This window comes from Azospirillum oryzae, from assembly GCF_900177515.1.
Classification (GTDB): Bacteria; Pseudomonadota; Alphaproteobacteria; order Azospirillales; family Azospirillaceae; genus Azospirillum; species Azospirillum oryzae_A.
Window position 1 is genome coordinate 560,881 of record NZ_FXAK01000010.1, and the last position, 18,191, is coordinate 579,071.

22 protein-coding genes are annotated in these 18,191 nt (G+C 67.5%); 11 read left to right on the forward strand and 11 right to left on the reverse strand.

Annotated elements, in window-relative coordinates; translation table 11 throughout:
• Window position 1: 1 nt before the first annotated feature.
• A complete protein-coding gene (locus B9N97_RS35850) occupies window positions 2-181 on the reverse strand; it encodes a hypothetical protein (RefSeq protein ID WP_167393475.1) in 180 nt (59 codons plus the stop codon).
• 133 nt (window positions 182-314) lie between these two features.
• Window positions 315-1,487 carry a mandelate racemase/muconate lactonizing enzyme family protein gene (locus tag B9N97_RS34340; RefSeq protein WP_085092280.1) on the reverse strand — a complete coding sequence of 391 codons (1,173 nt, stop codon included), beginning with the start codon at window positions 1,485-1,487 and terminating at the stop codon, window positions 315-317.
• Window positions 1,488-1,666: 179 nt separating this feature from the next.
• On the opposite strand from B9N97_RS34340, the gene B9N97_RS34345 reads away from it, so the two are divergent.
• From B9N97_RS34345 to B9N97_RS34355, 3 genes are all read left to right on the forward strand, one after another.
• The gene (locus tag B9N97_RS34345) at window positions 1,667-2,659 is read left to right on the forward strand and encodes a LysR family transcriptional regulator (RefSeq protein ID WP_085092281.1); all 993 of its coding nucleotides are present in this window, start codon (window positions 1,667-1,669) and stop codon (window positions 2,657-2,659) included.
• Between the two features lie 147 nt (window positions 2,660-2,806).
• A complete protein-coding gene (locus B9N97_RS34350; protein ID WP_085092282.1) occupies window positions 2,807-3,037 on the forward strand; it encodes a hypothetical protein in 231 nt (76 codons plus the stop codon).
• Between the two features lie 115 nt (window positions 3,038-3,152).
• Window positions 3,153-3,731 carry a hypothetical protein gene (locus tag B9N97_RS34355; protein WP_085092283.1) on the forward strand — a complete coding sequence of 193 codons (579 nt, stop codon included), beginning with the start codon at window positions 3,153-3,155 and terminating at the stop codon, window positions 3,729-3,731.
• Window positions 3,732-3,902: 171 nt separating this feature from the next.
• On the opposite strand, the gene B9N97_RS34360 is transcribed toward B9N97_RS34355, so the two are convergent.
• Both B9N97_RS34360 and fliI read right to left on the reverse strand, forming a co-directional pair.
• The gene (locus tag B9N97_RS34360; protein ID WP_085092284.1) at window positions 3,903-4,337 is read right to left on the reverse strand and encodes a flagellar export protein FliJ; all 435 of its coding nucleotides are present in this window, start codon (window positions 4,335-4,337) and stop codon (window positions 3,903-3,905) included.
• The gene (gene fliI / locus B9N97_RS34365) at window positions 4,334-5,671 is read right to left on the reverse strand and encodes a flagellar protein export ATPase FliI (RefSeq protein WP_085092285.1); all 1,338 of its coding nucleotides are present in this window, start codon (window positions 5,669-5,671) and stop codon (window positions 4,334-4,336) included. Before fliI ends, B9N97_RS34360 begins: the two co-directional genes overlap by 4 nt.
• Window positions 5,672-5,925: 254 nt before the next feature.
• On the opposite strand from fliI, the gene ctrA reads away from it, so the two are divergent.
• The 4 genes from ctrA (at window position 5,926) to B9N97_RS34385 (ending at window position 7,753) form a co-directional block, all read left to right on the forward strand.
• Entirely contained in the window at window positions 5,926-6,666 is a 741-nt protein-coding gene (ctrA, locus tag B9N97_RS34370) for a response regulator transcription factor CtrA (RefSeq protein ID WP_012977929.1), read from the forward strand.
• 257 nt (window positions 6,667-6,923) lie between these two features.
• On the forward strand, window positions 6,924-7,133 hold the full coding sequence (locus tag B9N97_RS34375) for a cold-shock protein (protein ID WP_012977930.1): 210 nt from the start codon (window positions 6,924-6,926) through the stop codon (window positions 7,131-7,133).
• Between the two features lie 113 nt (window positions 7,134-7,246).
• Window positions 7,247-7,480 (forward strand): hypothetical protein, encoded by a 234-nt coding sequence (locus B9N97_RS35855; protein WP_167393476.1) that lies wholly within the window; start codon window positions 7,247-7,249, stop codon window positions 7,478-7,480.
• A gap of 48 nt (window positions 7,481-7,528) precedes the next feature.
• Window positions 7,529-7,753, forward strand: a complete 225-nt coding sequence (locus B9N97_RS34385; RefSeq protein ID WP_085092286.1) for a hypothetical protein — start codon at window positions 7,529-7,531, stop codon at window positions 7,751-7,753.
• A 72-nt stretch (window positions 7,754-7,825) separates the two neighbouring features.
• Here B9N97_RS34385 and B9N97_RS34390 read toward each other — a convergent pair whose 3' ends face one another.
• The 5 genes from B9N97_RS34390 to B9N97_RS34410 form a co-directional block, all read right to left on the reverse strand.
• On the reverse strand, window positions 7,826-8,665 hold the full coding sequence (locus B9N97_RS34390) for a CheR family methyltransferase (protein WP_085092287.1): 840 nt from the start codon (window positions 8,663-8,665) through the stop codon (window positions 7,826-7,828).
• Window positions 8,662-9,825, reverse strand: coding sequence for a protein-glutamate methylesterase/protein-glutamine glutaminase (locus tag B9N97_RS34395; protein WP_085092288.1), 1,164 nt, complete (start codon window positions 9,823-9,825; stop codon window positions 8,662-8,664). The genes B9N97_RS34390 and B9N97_RS34395 overlap by 4 nt, the downstream gene beginning before the upstream one ends.
• Window positions 9,826-9,888: 63 nt before the next feature.
• Complete coding sequence (locus tag B9N97_RS34400; RefSeq protein WP_085092289.1) at window positions 9,889-10,254, reverse strand: response regulator; 366 nt, start codon at window positions 10,252-10,254, stop codon at window positions 9,889-9,891.
• 86 nt (window positions 10,255-10,340) lie between these two features.
• Window positions 10,341-10,841, reverse strand: coding sequence for a chemotaxis protein CheW (locus B9N97_RS34405; RefSeq protein ID WP_085092290.1), 501 nt, complete (start codon window positions 10,839-10,841; stop codon window positions 10,341-10,343).
• Window positions 10,838-13,645 (reverse strand): hybrid sensor histidine kinase/response regulator, encoded by a 2,808-nt coding sequence (locus tag B9N97_RS34410; protein WP_085092291.1) that lies wholly within the window; start codon window positions 13,643-13,645, stop codon window positions 10,838-10,840. Before B9N97_RS34410 ends, B9N97_RS34405 begins: the two co-directional genes overlap by 4 nt.
• Before the next feature lie 204 nt (window positions 13,646-13,849).
• Here B9N97_RS34410 and B9N97_RS35860 point away from each other — a divergent pair, with 204 nt between their 5' ends.
• Window positions 13,850-14,023, forward strand: coding sequence for a hypothetical protein (locus B9N97_RS35860; protein ID WP_167393477.1), 174 nt, complete (start codon window positions 13,850-13,852; stop codon window positions 14,021-14,023).
• A gap of 6 nt (window positions 14,024-14,029) precedes the next feature.
• Here B9N97_RS35860 and B9N97_RS34415 read toward each other — a convergent pair whose 3' ends face one another.
• Entirely contained in the window at window positions 14,030-14,713 is a 684-nt protein-coding gene (locus B9N97_RS34415; RefSeq protein WP_085092292.1) for a histidine phosphotransferase family protein, read from the reverse strand.
• Window positions 14,714-14,835: 122 nt separating this feature from the next.
• Here B9N97_RS34415 and B9N97_RS34420 point away from each other — a divergent pair, with 122 nt between their 5' ends.
• The 3 genes from B9N97_RS34420 to B9N97_RS34425 all read left to right on the forward strand — a co-directional run bounded on the left by B9N97_RS34420 (window position 14,836) and on the right by B9N97_RS34425 (window position 17,174).
• Window positions 14,836-15,015, forward strand: coding sequence for a DUF3553 domain-containing protein (locus tag B9N97_RS34420; RefSeq protein WP_085092293.1), 180 nt, complete (start codon window positions 14,836-14,838; stop codon window positions 15,013-15,015).
• A 111-nt stretch (window positions 15,016-15,126) separates the two neighbouring features.
• Entirely contained in the window at window positions 15,127-15,249 is a 123-nt protein-coding gene (locus B9N97_RS36875; RefSeq protein ID WP_280174808.1) for a hypothetical protein, read from the forward strand.
• A gap of 125 nt (window positions 15,250-15,374) precedes the next feature.
• Window positions 15,375-17,174 carry a sensor histidine kinase gene (locus tag B9N97_RS34425; RefSeq protein ID WP_085092294.1) on the forward strand — a complete coding sequence of 600 codons (1,800 nt, stop codon included), beginning with the start codon at window positions 15,375-15,377 and terminating at the stop codon, window positions 17,172-17,174.
• 9 nt (window positions 17,175-17,183) lie between these two features.
• On the opposite strand, the gene B9N97_RS34430 is transcribed toward B9N97_RS34425, so the two are convergent.
• Complete coding sequence (locus tag B9N97_RS34430) at window positions 17,184-18,113, reverse strand: DMT family transporter (protein WP_085092295.1); 930 nt, start codon at window positions 18,111-18,113, stop codon at window positions 17,184-17,186.
• Window positions 18,114-18,191: the final 78 nt, after the last annotated feature.

The window sequence follows — 18,191 nt, forward strand, 5'->3', positions numbered from 1 at the left end:
GTCACCCGCCGCGCGTGGTGCTGGGCGCCGGCGTGCCGGTCGACCCGACGGTGCTGGAGGCCGGCGGCGGCGATGCGCTCGCGCTGTGGTTGGGCGAACAGTCCGCGTTGGCGATCCCAGCCGTCAGGAGAGTGGCGAGACCGAACAAAGCGGCGACAACCGGACTGGCTCCATGAGACATTGGATCACCTCCTTTCTGAAACGTTGCGACCACCAACAGATTGACACAGTGCAGCGCTCGGTCAATGGCCGATTCGAAGATTGATGACGCCGTCTCCCAATGGAACAGGTTCGGACCTTGACCTTGAGCAGTATTATCGGGTTTCCAGCAGTCCGCTCATCGTCGCGAACAGTTCGGACTTCGCTTCGAAGCCGACGCCGGGCAGGTCGGGCAGGCGCACCCGGCCATCCTCGACTGCGATACCGTCGGCGAAACCGCAGAAGGGCTTGAAGACGTCGGGGTAGGATTCATTGCCGCCCAAATGCAGGCCGGCGGCGATGTTCAGCGACATCTGGTGCCCGCCATGCGGCACCACCCGGCGGCTGGACCAGCCATTGTCCTTCAGCATGTCCAGCGTGCGCAGATACTCCACCAGCCCATAGCTCAGCGCGCAGTCGAACTGCAGCCAGTCGCGGTCGGCCCGCATGCCGCCATGGCGGATCAGGTTGCGGGCGTCCTGGTGGGAGAACAGATTCTCGCCGGTCGCCATCGGGCGGTCATAGTGGTTGACGAGTTCGGCCTGCAGCGCATAGTCCAGCGGATCGCCGGCCTCCTCGTACCAGAACAGGCCATAGGGCTTCAGCGCCTCCGCATACTTGATGGCGGTGTCGAGGTCGAAGCGGCCGTTGGCGTCGACGCACAGGTTCTCGCCCGATCCCACCACCTCCAGCACCGCGTCGATGCGCCGCAGATCCTCCGCCAGCGGGGCGCCGCCGATCTTCATCTTCACGACCTTGTAGCCGCGATCACGGTAGCTGCGCATCTCGTCCTGCAGCGCCGTCACATCCTTGCCGGGATAGTAATAGCCGCCCGCCGCATAGACCCACACGCTGTCGTCGGCCACCCCGCCGCGGAAGCGGTCGGCCAGCAGGCGGTAGAGCGGCACGCCGGCGATCTTCGCCACCGCATCCCACACCGCCATGTCGATGGTGCCGACGGCGACGGAACGCTCGCCATGACCGCCCGGCTTCTCGTTGGTCATCAGCCGCGCCCAGATGCGGAACGGGTCCAGGTTCTCGCCGCTGTCGTCAAGCAGGCTGTCAGGCGCCGCCGACATCAGCCGGGGAATGAAGCGCTCGCGCAGCAGCCCGCCCGCGGCATAGCGGCCGTTCGAATTGAAGCCGTAGCCGATCACCGGCTTGCCGTCGCGCACCACATCGGTGACCACCGCGACGACGCTGCAGGTCATCTGGCTGAAATCGATGAAGGCGTTGGCGATGTCGGACTTGATGCCGGCGGTCTGCTCGCGGATTTCGACGATGCGCATGGCGGTTCCCCTTGCAGCGTGGTGGCGCGTTTCGTGCCGGCACTGTAGGGATGATGCGGGCGGCCGGGCCAATGCCAAGGTCGGAACGCATCATGCGGGTTCGGCATAGGCGGCGGGAAACCGGCCCGGCAGACGTGACGAAAATCCCGCGACGAAGATTCCGTGACGAAGATTGGCCGATGGAACTCTCCTGGCTCGACGATTTCCTGGCGCTGGTGGATTGCGGCAATTTCTCCCGCGCCGCCGACGCGCGCCACCTGACCCAGCCGGCCTTCAGCCGCCGCATCCGCGCGCTGGAGGATTGGGCCGGCACCCCGCTGTTCGACCGCAGCGCCCAGCCGGTGACGCTGACGGAGGCCGGGCGCCGTTTCCGCCCCTTCGCCGACGAGACCGTGCGCCGCCTGCTGCAGGGCCGCGAGGAGGCCCGGCTCGCCGCCCAGTCGGAGGCCGCGACCCTGCGCTTCGCCGCCACCCACGCGCTGTCGCTGACCTTCTTCCCCTCCTGGCTGCGGGCGCTGGAGGCGCGGGCGCGGCTGGGCGCCATCACCCTGTCGTCCGACAGCATGGAGGCCTGCGAGCGGCTGATGCTGGCTGGACAGGCGCAGTTCCTGCTCTGCCATGCCCACCCGGCGGCGTCCGGCCGGCTGGATGCGGAATCCTTCCGCTCCGTCGTCGTCGGCGGTGACCGGCTGCTGGCGGTGACCGCCCCCGATGCCGCCGGCCGGCCGCGCCATCTGCTGGCGGACGGTCAGGACGCGCCGCTGCCGCACCTGTCCTACAGCCGCGAATCCGGCATGGGCCGCATCCTGGAGGCGGTGCGGGCGGTGCAGCCGTTGCCCGCGGCGCTCGACACCGTCTTCACCTCCCACCTCGCGGCGGTACTGCGCACGCTGGCGCGCGACGGGCGGGGGGTGGCCTGGCTGCCGGAAAGCCTGATCGCCGAGGATCTGGCGCGCGGCTCCGTGGTTCGCGCCGGGGTGCCGACCGGCGACGAGCGCTGGACCGTGCCGGTGCAGATCCGGCTGGTCCGCCCTCGTGCCCGCCAGAGCAAGGCGGCCGAAAGCTTCTGGACGCTGGCGGTCGAAGCCGCCCTGTGGCGCAATGCCGAGTCGCCGGCGGAGACCTCAGCCCCGGTTGCCGGAGCGGAGCCGGTGACGGAAAAAGAGTTGTGACCGTTTGACCGCAAGTCACTTTGATCGTTGACATTCTCGACAAAGGCCTTCCAACCGCGCGATTTCGCTGGCACTAACCCTTCCGATCAGGCAAAATTTGCCTAGTTGGTTTTAGGATGCGTCGCATCAGCGACCGGAGGAACGATCATGGGCGTCAGCAGCATCGGTGGTATCGGCGGCTATCAGCAGCAGCCCTACGTCACCCCGCTCAGCAGCGGCCCGGCCGCGGCGCAGCGGTCCACCTCCCCCGTCGAATCCGCGCAGGAAGACCAGACCGAGCGCACCCGCCGCCAGCAGGAGGCGCAGACGGTCCAGAGCGGTTCCAGCGGCGGCAACACCACCCCCACCCGCGGCCAGAATCTCAATATCTCGGTCTGAACCGGATCGGGTCGGGTAGCGGGAACGGCTGGGAGAGCGAAGCGGGACGGCACCCGGCGGGGGACCGTCTCAACGGCAACGCCTGGAATGCGGGCAAGAAGCGCGGGAGGCACCGATGGAGATCCGTGGCGTTTCCAGCACGACGGCAATCCGCCCGACGGCTTTCCAGCCGACGGAGGCGGGTTCCGCGTCCGCATCACGTCCCGCCGATAGCACCGGCAGCACCGCCGGGGGCGAGACGGACAAGGCGTCCGGACCCGGCTATATCAGCCCCTTCCTGCGCTATGACCAGGGCGCGCGGGTGGCGGTGCTGTATTTCCGCGATTTCGACACCGGCGAAACCCAGGACCAGATTCCCTCCCAGCGCGTGGTCGAGGAATACCGCCGCACCGCCAGCCGCCTCGCCCAGGAGGACGAGCGGAAATCGGCCGCGGCGAAGACGGAAGCAAGCGGATCGACGGACGGTTCAACCGGTGGAACGGTGACTTCGTCGGGCAGCGGCTATAGCACGGCGGCGGGCGACTCCGGGTCGGCAGGCACGTCAATCGGCGTTTCGTTCGCGAGTGCTTCGGGCAGCGGCGGGACGGCTGCGGTGGCCAGTGCTGCGGCGCCGATGACCGGTGGGTTCACTCCGGCCGCGACCGGTGGGCGCGCTGGTGGGTCGCCGGGTGGGTTGGTTTCGGTGACGGTTTGAAGGGCGACGTTGTCGCTGATTGCCCCCTCCCCATCCCTCCCCCGCCTTTGGCGGTGGAGGAGGTAGGACGCTTGTCAGCATGAACCAACCGCCAAAGCGGCGGCAGTTCCCTCTCCCGCAAAGCGGGGGAGGGTTAGGGAGGGGGCAATAGAACGTCGCCCCCCCAAACCCTCACCCCCCGGCCGTCTCCTCCTCCGCCTGCCGGCGCCTGAACCCCACCAGCGCGGTTTCGTCCAGCATCGCGGCCTCCTTGCGCTTCTGCTTGTCGCGCTCGCGCTTCAGCCGCTCCTCCTCCGCCAGCTCGTAGCGCTTCAGTTCCTGGAAGGCCTCGGCCATCTCGTCGGTGGCGATGTTGATCTGGGCCTCCACTTGGCCCAGGGACTCGCCCAGCTTGCGGCCGCGCTCCAACGCCGCCTGGGCGAAGTTGGAATAGGTGAAGGAGACGGAGAAGTCGTCGCGCACCGTTTCCTGTTCGTGCGCGATCTCCTGCTTCACCTTCTCGATCTCGTTGCGCAGCCGGTCGGCCAGCGTGTGGAGTTCCGCCAGGACGCGACGCTTCTCGTCCAGTTGCAGCTTCTGCAGGCGGATGATCGTCTTCAGGCTCATTGCGGCCACTGCACCCCAAAGATTTCAGCGAGCATGGCGTAGCTGGTCTCCAGATCGGTGGCCTCGCGCTTGCCCTGCTTCAGGAAGGCTTCCAAAGCCGGCTGATAATGGATCGCCTCGTCCACCTGCGGGTCGGTGCCGCGGCGATAGGCGCCCAGCCGGATCATCTCCGCCATATTGTCGTAGGAGGACAGCAGGCGCCGGGCATGGCCGACCAGTTCGTTCTCGTTCGCCGTGTTGCAGCCGGGCATGGTGCGCGACACGCTGCGCAGAATGTTGATGGCGGGGTAGCGCCCGCGCTCGCCGATCTGTCGTTCCATCACGATGTGGCCGTCCAGGATGCCGCGCACGGCGTCGGCGATCGGCTCGTTGTGATCGTCGCCGTCGACCAGCACGGTGAACAGGCCGGTGATGGTGCCCGACCCGACCACCCCCGGTCCGGCGCGCTCCAGCAGGCGCGGCAGCTCGGCGAAGACGGTCGGCGGATAGCCCTTGGTCGTCGGCGGCTCGCCGGCGGACAGGCCGATCTCGCGTTGGGCCATGGCGAAGCGGGTGACGCTGTCCATCATGCACAGCACGTCACGCCCCTGGTCGCGGAAATGCTCGGCCACCGCCAGCGTCATGTAGGCCGCCTGCTTGCGCATCAGCGGCGCTTCGTCCGACGTTGCGCAAACGACGACGCTGCGGGCCAGCCCCTCCTCGCCCAGATCCTCGGTGATGAACTCCTGCAATTCGCGTCCGCGCTCGCCGATCAGGCCGATCACCGCGACCTCGGCGGCGGAGAAGCGCGCCAGCATCGACATCACCGACGATTTGCCGACGCCCGAACCGGCGAAGATGCCCATGCGCTGGCCGCGGCAGCAGGTGAGAAAGGCGTTGATGGCGCGGATGCCCAAATCCAGCTTCTGCCCCACCCGGGCGCGGGAGTGGGCGTTGGGCGGGTTGTTGCGGATCGGCGTGCCCTGCGGCCCCTTGGGCAGCGGCCCCTTGCCGTCCACCGGCTCGCCCAGCGCGTTGACGACGCGGCCGAGCCAGGCGTCGGTCGGGTAGATCATCGCCTGGTCGCCGGCCACCAGCGCGCGGCAGCCCAGACCCACCCCGTCGAGCGCGCCGAAGGGCATGGCGAGCGCCCGCCCCTGCCGGAACCCGACGACCTCGCACGGAATGCGGCGGCGGTCGCGCGTCTCGACGATGCAGCGGCCACCGACCGACAATTCCTTTTCGATCCCGCCGACCTCGACCATCAGGCCGGACACGGCGGTGACGCGGCCGTAACGGCTGCAGTCGGGAATCTGGTCGATGTCGCGGATCAACTGATCGATATCGAACGGCATGGATCGGATACCGGCGTTCACAAGACGGAACGCGCTCCTATTAAGGGGTAGTTCTGTGGACGGAGGCGACGTTAACCACCATGATCGCATCTTGCGATGGAAGGATTAACGTTGTGTAAGCGCTTGGCACTGGCGTTAAGCTGAATCGTCTGTTAACTTGTGTAAACGGGATGGTTGAAATCGATCATCAAGGATCGGGGACCACTTCCGGGGTCGGGTAGCGAAAGCGCGCCATCAAACGTCGGGATATCGCCATGAGGGTTCTGCTGGTTGAAGACGATTCCTCCGTCGCCAAAAGCATCGAGCTGATGCTGAACACGGAAGGATTCATCGTCGACTCTACCGACCTGGGTGAAGACGGGCTGGAGATCGGCAAGCTCTATGATTACGACATCATCATTCTTGATCTGATGCTGCCGGACATCGACGGGTACGAGGTTCTTCGCCGCCTGCGCGCCGCGCGCGTCACCACCCCAATCCTGATCCTGTCCGGTCTGACCGAGATGGACAACAAGATCAAGGGGCTGGGTTTCGGCGCCGACGATTACCTGACCAAGCCGTTCGACAAGCGCGAGTTGATCGCCCGCATCCAGGCGATCGTCCGCCGGTCGAAGGGCCATTCCGACAGCATCATCCGCACCGGCCGCCTGACCGTCAACCTCGACACCCGCACGGTGGAGGTCGACCAGTCGCCGCTGCACCTGACCGGCAAGGAATACGGCATCCTGGAGTTGTTGAGCCTGCGCAAGGGCACGACGCTGACCAAGGAGATGTTCCTGAACCATCTCTATGGCGGGATGGACGAGCCGGAACTGAAGATCATCGACGTCTTCGTCTGCAAGCTGCGCAAGAAGCTGGCCGCCGCCACCCAGGGCGACAACTACATCGAAACCGTGTGGGGCCGCGGTTACGTTCTGCGCGACCCGCACGAGGAGATCGCCGAGGGCAATCCCCCGCCGCCGCCGCGCGTGCCGCAGCAGCAGGCCGCCGGCTGATATCAGGCCCGCGTTTCTTTTTCGTCCGCCCATCGAACGCCCGGCCGTCTTTCACCTTGAAAGCGGGACCGGGCGTTCCCATGTCAGGTGGGTCATTCTGCTTCGGACTGCGGGGCGTTCAAACGCCTCCACGCTCAGCCCCCCTTTTTTCGCCATTGCGACCATGCCTTAGCGGGCATTCGGGGGCCGCCAATCCCACACCCAGTCTGATGCGCTGCACCGGTGGTGTGGCGCCCTTCGCGTTATGGGAGACAGACATGCCCGTCGGCACCGTCAAATGGTTCAACAGCACCAAGGGCTTCGGTTTCATTCAGCCGGAAAGCGGCGGCCCGGATGTGTTCGTTCACATCTCCGCTGTCGAACGCGCCGGGCTGCGCAGCCTGGTCGATGGCCAGAAGATTTCCTACGAGGAACAGCGCGATCCGAAGCGTGGCAAGACCTCGGCGGAAAATCTGAAGGCGGTCTGACCGCCTGACCGCCGACCTGCGGAAAAAGGGGCATCGGGAAACCGGTGCCCTTTTTCCGTGTTGCACAAGTCCCTGTTGCCCAGACGCAGGGCTCTGCCCAGAGGAGAACCGCTATGGCTTTCAAACCGAATTACAACCAGCAGCGGGCCGAGCGCAACCGGGCCAAGGAACAGAAGAAGCAGGAACGGCTGCAGCGCCGCGAGGAAGGCGTCGCCGCCCGCCGCGCCGGCGACCAGACCGACAGCGACCAGACCGATCCCGAACAGACCGGGCAGGACGATGCGGACGTGCAGGATGACGCCGTCTCGACAGACGCCGACACCAAAACCGACACCAACAATGCCTGACCGGGCGACCGCACACGCGGCCACCCGCGACACCACGGAGGACAGGCCATGGCCCGTCAGAAGAAACAACCCGTCGACAACGGCTTCGCGCTTTTCGACGTGATCTACCAGGACGGTGCGCGCACCTCGAACCGCAAGGTGCCGACCGCCGACATCGACCAGTTCGACCGCGAGAACTCCATCCGCACCTTCATCGAGCAGCAGGACCGCAAGATCGCGGAAATGTCCGGCAACCCGCGCGGCCCGATCAAGTCGATCACGCCGTCGGCCTGACGACGTTTCGCCTGACGCTGATTCGTTCGAGTGGGGGCGGCTCTCCCGCCCCCGTCGCTCCTGCGGAGAGCCTCACGCCACCTTGGCGCCGGCGGCGGAGAAGCCGCCCATGCTGTAGAGGCCGCGCTGGCCGTCCACCGGCTTGAACTTGTCGGTGATGCCCAGCACCGTTTCGGCGCCGCCCAGATACAGAACGCCGTCCTGCGGCATCTGGCGGGAAATCGACTCCAGCACCTTCGCCTTCGTCGGCTGGTCGAAATAGATCAGCACGTTGCGGCAGAAGACGATGTCGAACTGGCCCAGTGCCGACAGGTCACCCAGCAGGTTCCATTCACGGAACGACACCATCTGGCGCAGCTGCTGGCTGATCTGCCACTTGTCGCCGTTCTGCTTGAAATGCTTCACCAGCATGGTGATCGGCAGACCGCGCTGCACCTCGAACTGGGTGTAGATGCCGGACTTCGCCCGCTCCACCATTTCCGCCGAGATGTCGGTGCCGACGATCTCGATGCGCCAGCCGGCCAGCTTCGCCGCCTCGTCGTTCAGGATCATCGACAGCGAATAGGCTTCCTGCCCCGACGAACAGGCGGCCGACCAGATGCGCAGACTGCGCTTGGCCGCCCGCGCCTCCATCAGCTTCGGCAGCACCAGCTGGCGGAACTGGTCGAAGGGCTTCTGGTCGCGGAAGAAGGACGACTCGTTGGTCGTCATCGCTTCCGTGATGTCGCGCAGCAGCGCCTCGTCCTTGCGGGTGCGGACGGTGGTCGCCAGCTCCTCCAGCCCCTTCATGTTCCACTTGCGCGCCACCGGCATCAGCCGGGATTCGAGCAAATATGCCTTGTCGCGGGTGAGGACCAGGCCGGAACGCTGCTTGAGCAGCGTGGAGAACATGTCGAAATCTTCGACTCTCATGCTGCCCTCGAAGCGAGCTTGCGGATGTGGGGACCGATTTCCTTGAGCGGCAGGATGGCGTTGCAGATGCCGGCTTGCGCCACCGCACCGGGCATGCCCCAGACCACGCTCGACGCCTCGTCCTGGGCGATCAGGGTACCGCCGCCGTTGACCACGTCGGTGCAACCCTTCAGCCCGTCCTGTCCCATGCCGGTCAGGATGCAGGCCAGGATCTTGCGTCCGCCAAAGGACTTCAGGATCGACCGCATCATCGGATCGACCGCCGGGCGGCAGAAATTCTCGGGCGGATCCTTGCTCAGCGCGATCACGTTGGTGCCGGCGCGCTGCGTCACCAGCATGTGGAAGTCGCCCGGCGCGATGTAGCAGCGGTTCTGCACGACCGGCTCGCCGTCCTTGGCCTCGCGCGCGTCGATCCCGCACTGGCGGCTGATGTGCTCGGCCAGGATGGTGGTGAAGGTCGCCGGCATGTGCTGGGTGATCAGGATCGGCTGGCTGACGCCGGTCTTCAGGTGCGACAGCACCTCGAACAGCGCCTGCGGACCGCCGGTGGAACTGCCGATGGCGATCACGTCCGGCTTCACCGCGATGCCGGCCGGGGCCGGACGGGTGGTGATCGGACCGACCTCGCGCTTCAGCAGCCCGACCGGGGCCGCCGGGGTCAGCGGGCGGATCTCGCCGCGGCTTCGCGACCCGGCGCGCCGGGCGGCGGCGCCCAGCGCCTTGACCTTGGCGACCAGTTCGCGCTTGAAGTCCTCCGCCCCGCCGATCTCGCGGGTGGAGGTCGGCTTCGGGATGTAGTCGGCCGCACCGGCCGACAGGCAGCGCATCGACACGTCGGCCCCGCGCAGCGTCAGCGTGGAGGCCATGATGATCTTCACCTGCGGCGCCACCGCCAGCAGCTTCGGGATGGCGGTCAGCCCGTCCATCACCGGCATCTCGATGTCCAGAACGATGACGTCGATGGAGTTGCGTTGCAGCGAATTGACCGCCATCTGGCCGTCGCCGACCGAGGTGACGACGCGGATGTCCGGGTCCCCTTCCAGCGCGCGGGTCAGCAGGCCACGGATGACGGCGGAGTCGTCCACCACCATGACCCGGACGGGATCCGGGTTGGCCGGTCGCGCGGTGGTGAGGGGGCCTCTGCCAAAACTGTCCGACATAACGGCGATTCGCCTTTCAACTCGACGTGTTCAACGCGGACTCTCCTGAACTCCCCTCCGGGGTCAGAGAAGGCCGACCTGCGCGAACTTGGTCTGGATGATGTCGCTGTCGAAGGGCTTCATGATGTACTCGTTGGCCCCGGCGGACAGCGCTTCCTGGATGTGGGCGAGGTCGTTCTCGGTCGTGCAGAACACCACCTTGGGCTGCTCGCCCCCACTCATCTTGCGCAGCCGGCGCAGGAACTCGATCCCGGTCATCACCGGCATGTTCCAGTCCAGCAGGATGGCGTCGGGCATCTGCGCCGCGCAGGCCTCCATCGCCTGCTTGCCGTCTTCCGCCTCGGCGCAGGTGAAGTTCAGCTCTTCCAGGATCTTGCGCGCGACCTTGCGGACCACGCGGCTGTCATCGACCACCAGGCAGGATTTCATTGCGGCAGGGCCTCAGGTCATCTGTTCGTCGGCAATAGCCGGCCGGCGGAAGCGGCGCCCTTCATCGCGAAGGGCGCCTCCAGCCGTCAGGCCGTCTCGATGGTTGTGAAGTTGAGCAGACGAGGCACGTCCAGCACAACCATCAACTGGCCATTCAGCCTATAAATTCCGGTCGAGACCTCCCGCCAGCGCGGATCCAGCGTCGCCGGGTTGCGTTCGAAGTCCTCCTTGGTCAGGCTCAGCACCTCGCCGACCGAATCGACCATCAGGCTGTACAGCTCGCCGCGCAGGTCGACGACGATCGACATGCCGGGCTTGTCCTTCGGCCGGGCCGACAGGCCGAGCCGCAGGCGGACGTCGATGGCGGTGACGATGCGGCCGCGCAGGTTCAGCGATCCGGCGACCTCCGGCGGGGCCAGCGGGATACGGGTGATCCGCTGATGGCCCAGCACGTCCTGCACCTGAAGGACCGGGATGCCGAACATCTGGTCGGCGATCGTCATGGTCACATAGTCCTGGTTGCCGGAGACGACGATGTCGTCCCCCTTCGACTTCCGGACGGTGGACGGCAGCTTGGCGTTGCTCATGCGGCACCTTTCTGTTCGGTCAGCGTCTGCTGCAGCGCAAAGAGCAGCGCGTCACGGTCGAACTTGGCGACATAGTCGTTGAAACCGGCGATCCGGCCGCGGTCGAGATCGCGGGCACTGGCGTGGCTGGACAGCGCCACCATCGGCACACGCTGCCAGCGGCTGCCGTGGCGCACCGCCTCGGCGAAGTCGAAGCCGCTCATGCCCGGCATCTCGATGTCGGAGACGATGACGTCGAAGTCCTCGCCCGCCTCGCAGAGCGCCAGCGCGTCGCCGGCATTCTCCACCGCCGTCACGTCGTAACCGGCGACCGACAGCAGCGGCGTCAGCAGGTTGCGGAAGAAGGGGCTGTCGTCGACCAGCAGCACGCGCTGCAGCTTCTCCTCCTCGAACCCCTCCTGGGCGGAGGAACCGAACCAGTCCTTGTAGGCCTGGGTCAGGAAGAAGCCGGCGTCGATCACCTCGGTCGCCTTGCCGGCGATGATGGCCGACCCCATCAGGCCGGGACGCTCCGCGGCCAGCTGGACGTTCAGCTTCTCCTCGACGATGTCGACGATCTCGTCGACGATCAGGCCCATCGAGCGGTCGCCGTCGGCGAAGACCAGGACCGGCTGGCGGCCTTCGCTGCCGACAACGAAGTTCGGGTCGATCGGCACCAGCGGCATCAGCTTGCCGCGGTACTGGACCACCGGCAGGCCGTTCGACAGCTCGACCGTGGCGAGATCGACGTCCTCCAGGCGGGCGACCAGCGACAGCGGGACCGCCTTGGGCGCGCCCTCGCCGGCGCGGAACAGCAGGAGCGCCATCTTGTCCTCCTGGCGCTGGGTCTGGACCGCGGTGGTCTCCTTGCCGGCGGCCTCGCCCATCGCCATCTCGCCGGTGGCCGACGCGATGCCGTTGGGGTCCAGGATCATGATGACCGAGCCGTCGCCCAGGATGGTGTTGCCCGAGAACATCTCGATGTGGCGCAGGATCGGCGCCACCGGCTTCACCACGATTTCCTCGGTGTCGAACACGCGATCGACCATGATGCCGAAGGTGTAGGTGCCGACCTGGGTGACGACGATGAAGGTCTCGTCCTCGGTCTTGGCGGCGCCCTCGCTGTCGTCTAGCCGCAGCAGCTGCTGCAGCGACACCAGCGGCAGCAGGCGGTTGCGCAGGCGCAGCACCGGCGTGCCCTTCAGCCGTTCGATGGTGTGCTCGCTGTCGGACGCGGCGCGCACCAGCTCGACCACGCTGATCTGCGGGATGGCGAAGCGTTCGCCGGCGCACTCCACGATCAGGGCCGAGACGATGGCCAGCGTCAGCGGGATCTTGATGACGAAGGTCGAGCCCTTGCCCTGGGCCGACTTGATCTCGATCGTGCCGCCGATCTTCTCGATGTTGGTCTTCACCACGTCCATGCCGACGCCGCGGCCCGACACGTTGGTGACCTTGGCGGCGGTGGAGAAGCCCGGCTTCATGATGAACTGGATGATCTGCTGGTCGGTCATCGAGGCCAGCTCGCCTTCCGACGCCATCCCGTTCTGGATCGCCTTCTGCTTGATCCGGTCGATGGCAAGGCCCTTACCGTCGTCCTGGATCTCGATGATGATGTGGCCGCCTTCGTGATAGGCGTTCAGCGTGATGCGGCCGGTCTCCGACTTGCCGGCCTTCAGGCGCTCCGCCGGAATCTCCAGGCCATGGTCGGCGCTGTTGCGCACCATGTGGGTCAGCGGGTCCTTGATCAGCTCCAGCACCTGACGGTCCAGCTCGGTGTCGGCGCCGAGCATCTGGAGGTCGATCTTCTTGTTCAGTTCGTGCGCCAGATCGCGCACCAGACGCGGCAGCTTGGCCCAGGCGTTGCCGATGGGCTGCATGCGCGTCTTCATGACGCCTTCCTGCAGCTCCGACGTCACATGGTTCAGGCGCTGCAGCGGGGCGGCGAACTCGCTCTCCTTCTGCGACCGCAGGATCTGCAGCAGCTGGTTGCGGGTCAGCACCAGCTCCGACACCATGGTCATCAGGTTTTCGAGCAGGTCGACGTTGACGCGGATGGTCTGCGCGGCAACCGCCGATTCCTTGGTCGCGGCCTCGGCGCCGGCATCGGCGGCACCGCCACCAGCCGAGCCGCCGGCCGAACCGCCGCCACTCGCCATCGGGGCGACCGGGGCCGGCATCTTGGCGGCGGCCGGCTCGGCGTCGGGCACGACGAGGTCCTGCGACGGGGCCGGCTCCTCGGCCGGCTCGGGCGCGCGGGTGGCGACCGCGGTGCCGGCGGCGGGCGCGGCGGCCGGAGCGGGAATGTCGTTCGGGCCGGGGGTGGCGTTCCACAGCGCCTCAAGCTCGTCCAGCGTCACCGGACGGGACTCCGACGCGGCGACCGCGGGGGCGGTCGGCGGCGGCGGCGGGGGCGGAGCGGCGGCGGCCGGGGCGGGGCCGCCCAGCTTGCCTTCGGCGCACAGGTTCAGCCGCTCGATCAGCGGCAGGTCGTCGCCCGGCGGCTCCGCCTCGGTCGCTTCCAGGACCGCCAGCAGGCTCTTGATGGTGTCCAGAGCCTGCAGGATCAGCGACACCGCTTCCGGGTTGATCGTCAGTTCGCCGTCGCGGAACTTGCCCAGCACGTTCTCCGACGCGTGCGCCACCTTTTCCAGGCGGGGCAGGCCGAGGAAGCCGCAGGTGCCCTTGATGGTGTGAACGAGCCGGAAGATGTTCGACAGCAGTTCCGGATTGTTGGGGTTCTGCTCCAACCGGACCAACTCGACGTCCAGCACCGAGAGGTTTTCGTTGGTTTCCGTCAGAAATTCGGACAGCAGATCATCCATGTCGCATTCCCCAGGCCCAATGTTTATGGTCCGCGCCGGCCTGCGGCTCGAACGGACGGCTTTGCCGGCCGCCGGTTGCGCTCCAGTCCAGGTAGGGTGGGAGCCTGTCAAACACTGATTAAGAGAACCTTACCTCTTCCGATAGGGAGTCCTCCGGGAGGTTCCACCGGTAGGAGCGGGGTTCCATTGTCACAGGGAGGATCGATGACCGACGCCGAACTCGCCCAAGCCGTGCGCGAAGCCGTGGAACGCCTCAACGCCGCGCTGGCGGAGGCCGCGCGCCACAATTTGGCGGTCACGCTGCGCACCACGTCCCACCAGACCACCGGCGGGGTGGAGCAGGTCGTGCTGGAGCCGCGGATCTTCAAGCAGCTGTAGGAAGCGTCACCATTCGGCGGTGAAGACCAGCCGCTCGCTGCTTTCGGTGGCGACGGCGATGCGGAAGCCGTCGCTCTCGGCCAGCCGGCCGGCGAGATAGGCGTGGATGGTGCGCGGGGTCAGCGCCTCGGCCCCCGCCGTGCCGGCCAGCGCCGCCGCGGCCTCCGGGTTGAGCGTGCCCGGCCGCCCGGCGGCGGTCACGGTGATGCGGCCGGCGGTCTCGTCGCCCTCGGCGGCGACGGAGACCAGCCCGCCATGGGTCAGCGCCTCGTCCGCCAGCATCACCAGATTCAGCACCAGCTTCACCACGCCGCGGCGCTGGGCGGTCATGTCGTGGGGCACCCGCTCCGGCCAGTCGAGCCGGGTGCGCCCGCCCTCGACATAGCCGGCCGCGGCGGCGCGGGCGTCGCCGAATCCCTTCTGGTCTCGCCCGGCCAGCCCATAGGCCAGCCGGAACACCCGCAGCCGGCGGTCCGCCTGGCCGGAGGAATGGTCGATCAGCTTCACCGCCTCGCCCAGGAATCCCCCGACGGCGGGGCCGCCATCCTCGTCCTCCTGCATCTCCTCGATCAGTTCCAGGCCGTTGCGGATGGCGCCGACCGGGCTGACCAGATCGTGGCAGAGCTTGGACGCCAGCAGTTCCAGCACGCGGATGTCGACGCTGACGGGGCGGGAGGACGAATCGGTCACAGGGCGGACTCCGGGAAAAAGGAACGGCGACGGCGTGGTGCCGGAGACTCTATACTCTCCGGGCGCCGCCGCACAGGCGGTCGCATTTCCTATGTAGAATAGCGGCATGGATGGGACGCGACATGGACGATTCGCTGGTGCCCGGCGCCTGGGTGCGCCACCCGGACCAGCCCGACTGGGGGCTGGGACAGGTGCAGTCGGCCATCCGCAACCGCATCACGGTGAATTTCGAGCATGCGGGCAAGGTGCTGATCGATTCGGATGTCATTGCGCTGACGGTGGTCGATCCGGACGAGATCTGAAGTCCGGCACTGGGGTTTGGGGCTGGACACTCCGGGAAAGCGCGGATTGCGCGGCAGCGGCGGCTTTGCTTTTATGCGAATGATTTCGGACGCCTGTTTGGGAGAGACCACATGAAGGCAATGATCCTCGGCTTCGCCGCCGCGGCGGTGATCGCGCTGGGCACGGCTGCGGCGTTGAACGCCGTCGGCCATTCGACCGCGGAGCGTTATTCCAGCACCTCCGTCCGCCTGTAGGGGAATATCCAACCGCTCCATTCCACGAAAAGGCGACTTCCGGCTGCCCGGCGCACGGTGTAGGATCGGTCGATCCATGACCGGACACGGCGGGGCATTGCTTGATCTCGCGTCTCAAAGGGGGAATGGGCGCATTCGGTGTGGCGCTGATCATTGGCCTCAACGCCATGGTCGGTTACGACCTGCTGCACCAGCGTGACCAGACCATCGCCCGGGCGCGGGAGGACACCGCGTCGATGGCACTGGTGCTGGAACGCCAGGCGAGCGACTCCCTGTCCGGCGTGTCGAAGATCCTTGCCGGCACCGTGGAGGTGCTGGCCGTCAGGTCCGACAGCTGGACCCGCGGCGATGCCGACATCCACGCCCTGCTGCGCCGTCAGGTCGCGTTGTCGCCGCTGGTCCGCGCCATCCTGGTGGTGTCCGCCGACGGCAGGCTGATCCACGACACCGAAACGCTGAGCCCGGCGAACATCGACCTGTCGGATCGCGATTACCTGATGGCCCACCGCGACCGGCTGGTTCCCGACGGCGGGGTCTTCGTCGGCAATCCCGTTCGCGGCCGGACCTCCGGCACATGGTTCTTCAGCATGAGCCGGCGGCTGGACTCGCCCGACGGCCATTTCGCCGGGGTGGTGGTCGCCGTGCTGGAGCCGATGGCCTTCCGCGCCTTCTACCAGTCGCTTCCTCTGGCCGGCGACGCGGTGGTGACGCTCTATCACGCCGACGGCACGGTGATCGCCCGCTTCCCCGACCATGACGGCTTCATCGGCCGCTCGGCCAAGCTCCTGCCGCTGTTCACCGACCTGATGAAGACGGCGCGGGCGGGGACCGCAATGCTGGACGGCAGCGTCGATGGACCGCGCCGCATCCTCAGCCACCGCGCCTCCGCCGAAATGCCGCTGGTGGTGACGGTGTCCTCGTCGCAGGACGCGGTGCTGGCCCCCTGGTGGTCGAAGGCGATGACGCTGGCGGCGGCCGACCTCGCCGGGACGCTGGTGCTGGCGGCGATGACGCTGGCCCTGCTGCGCGAGGCGGAGCGGCGCGAACGCGCCATCGCCGACCTCCAGAACAGCGAGCAGGCGCTGCGCGACAGCCAGCAGAGGCTGATCCAGGACATCGCCGCCCGCCACCGGATCGAGGCGGAGCTGATCGCCGCCAAGCAGGTCTCCGACGCCGCCAACCGGGCGAAGACCCAGTTCCTGGCCAACATGAGCCACGAGCTGCGCACGCCGCTGAATGCGGTGATCGGCTTCGCCGAGGCGCTGGAGAGCGGCATCTTCGGCACGATGTCGGGCAAGCAGACCGAATATGTCGGCGACATCCGCAAGTCCGGCCAGCATCTGCTGAGCCTGATCAACGACATCCTCGACACCACCAAGATCGAATCGGGCAAATACGTGCTGCACCAGGAGGATCTGGCGGTGGGCGAGCTGATCGGCGAATGCCTGCGCCAGATGGAGCCGCTGGCGGTGGAAAAGGGCGTGACCCTGACGTCGGCGCTGCCCGCCTCCCTGCCCATCCTCCATGCCGACGCCCGCGCGGTGCGGCAGATCCTGCTGAACCTGCTGTCCAACGCGGTGAAGTTCACCCCGCCGGGCGGGCGGATCGCGGTGGAGGCCGACCGGGCGGCGCGCAGCCTGCGCCTGCGGGTCAGCGACACCGGCATCGGCATCCCCGCCGTGGAGCTGGAACAGGTGATGGAGCCCTTCCATCAGGTCGACAACTCCCACACCCGCCGCTATGCCGGGACGGGTCTGGGGCTCCCCCTGGTCAAGTCGCTGGTGGAGTTGCAGGACGGCCGCTTCGTGCTGTCCAGCGTGCTGGGACGCGGCACCACCGCAACGGTGCTGTTCCCGCAGTCGCGGCTGCGCACCTGTCACGACGACCATCCGGCCCTGGACCGGGTGCAGGCCGCCTCGGCGTGAGGGACTATGTTAAGTGCGTCGTGCCCTGCCGACGATGACCAGGGCAATGCCGCCCAGCACGGCGGCCGACGACAGCGCCAGGACCGGCGTGATCCGCTCGCCCAGCGCCAGCACCGCGGCCAGTGCGGTGATGACCGGGACGCTCAGCTGGACCGAGGCGGCGCGGGCGGCGGTCAGGGCGGGCAGCGCCGCATACCAGATGGAATAGCCGACGCCCGACGCCAGCGCCCCCGACAGCACCGCATAGACCAGCCCGCCGGAATCCCAACGCACGCCTCCGCCGAACAGCGGGCCGACCAGAGCGGCCATCAATGCAAGAGCCGCCGCCATCGGCGCGGCGCGCAGGAAGTTGCCGGCGGTGGTCGCGATGGGGTCGCGGCTGCTGCGCCCCAGCAGGGAATAGACGCCCCAGGCGGCACCGGCCGCCACCATCAGCACCGCCCCCAGCGGGTCCGGCGCCGACAGACCGGGCGCCAGCAGCAGCGCCAGACCGCCGAGCGCCAGCGCCAGACCGCCCCACTGCAGCGGCACCAGCCTTTCGCCGCGATAGAGCCCGACCAGGATCATGGTCGCCTGCACCGCCCCGAACAGCAGCAGCGCCCCGGTCCCAGCCGTCATGGTCAGATAGGCGAAGGAGAAGGCGGCGGCATAGGCCAGCAGCGCCGCCGCCCCGCGCCAGCTTCCCGCCCCCGCTTTCGCATGGCCGGTGGCGCGGGCGATCAGCCACAGGCTGGCGGCCCCCGACGCGATGCGCACCAGGGTGAAGCCGGCCGGGTCGATGGCGGTCTGGGTCAGCGCCAGCCGGCACAGGATGGAGTTGGCGGCGAAGGCCAGCATCGCCAGCAGGGTCAGCAGCGCCGCCCGCCCGGCGCCGGGAATGGCCGGGTGCGGGGCCGGGACCGGAGTCGGAACGGCCCCCATCTTATCGCTCGCCGCCATGATTGTTTCCCTCGCAACCGGTCCAGCCCAGCTAGCCGCAGGGCCGCCGCCCTGTCAAATGCCGAGCCTCGTCGCTCC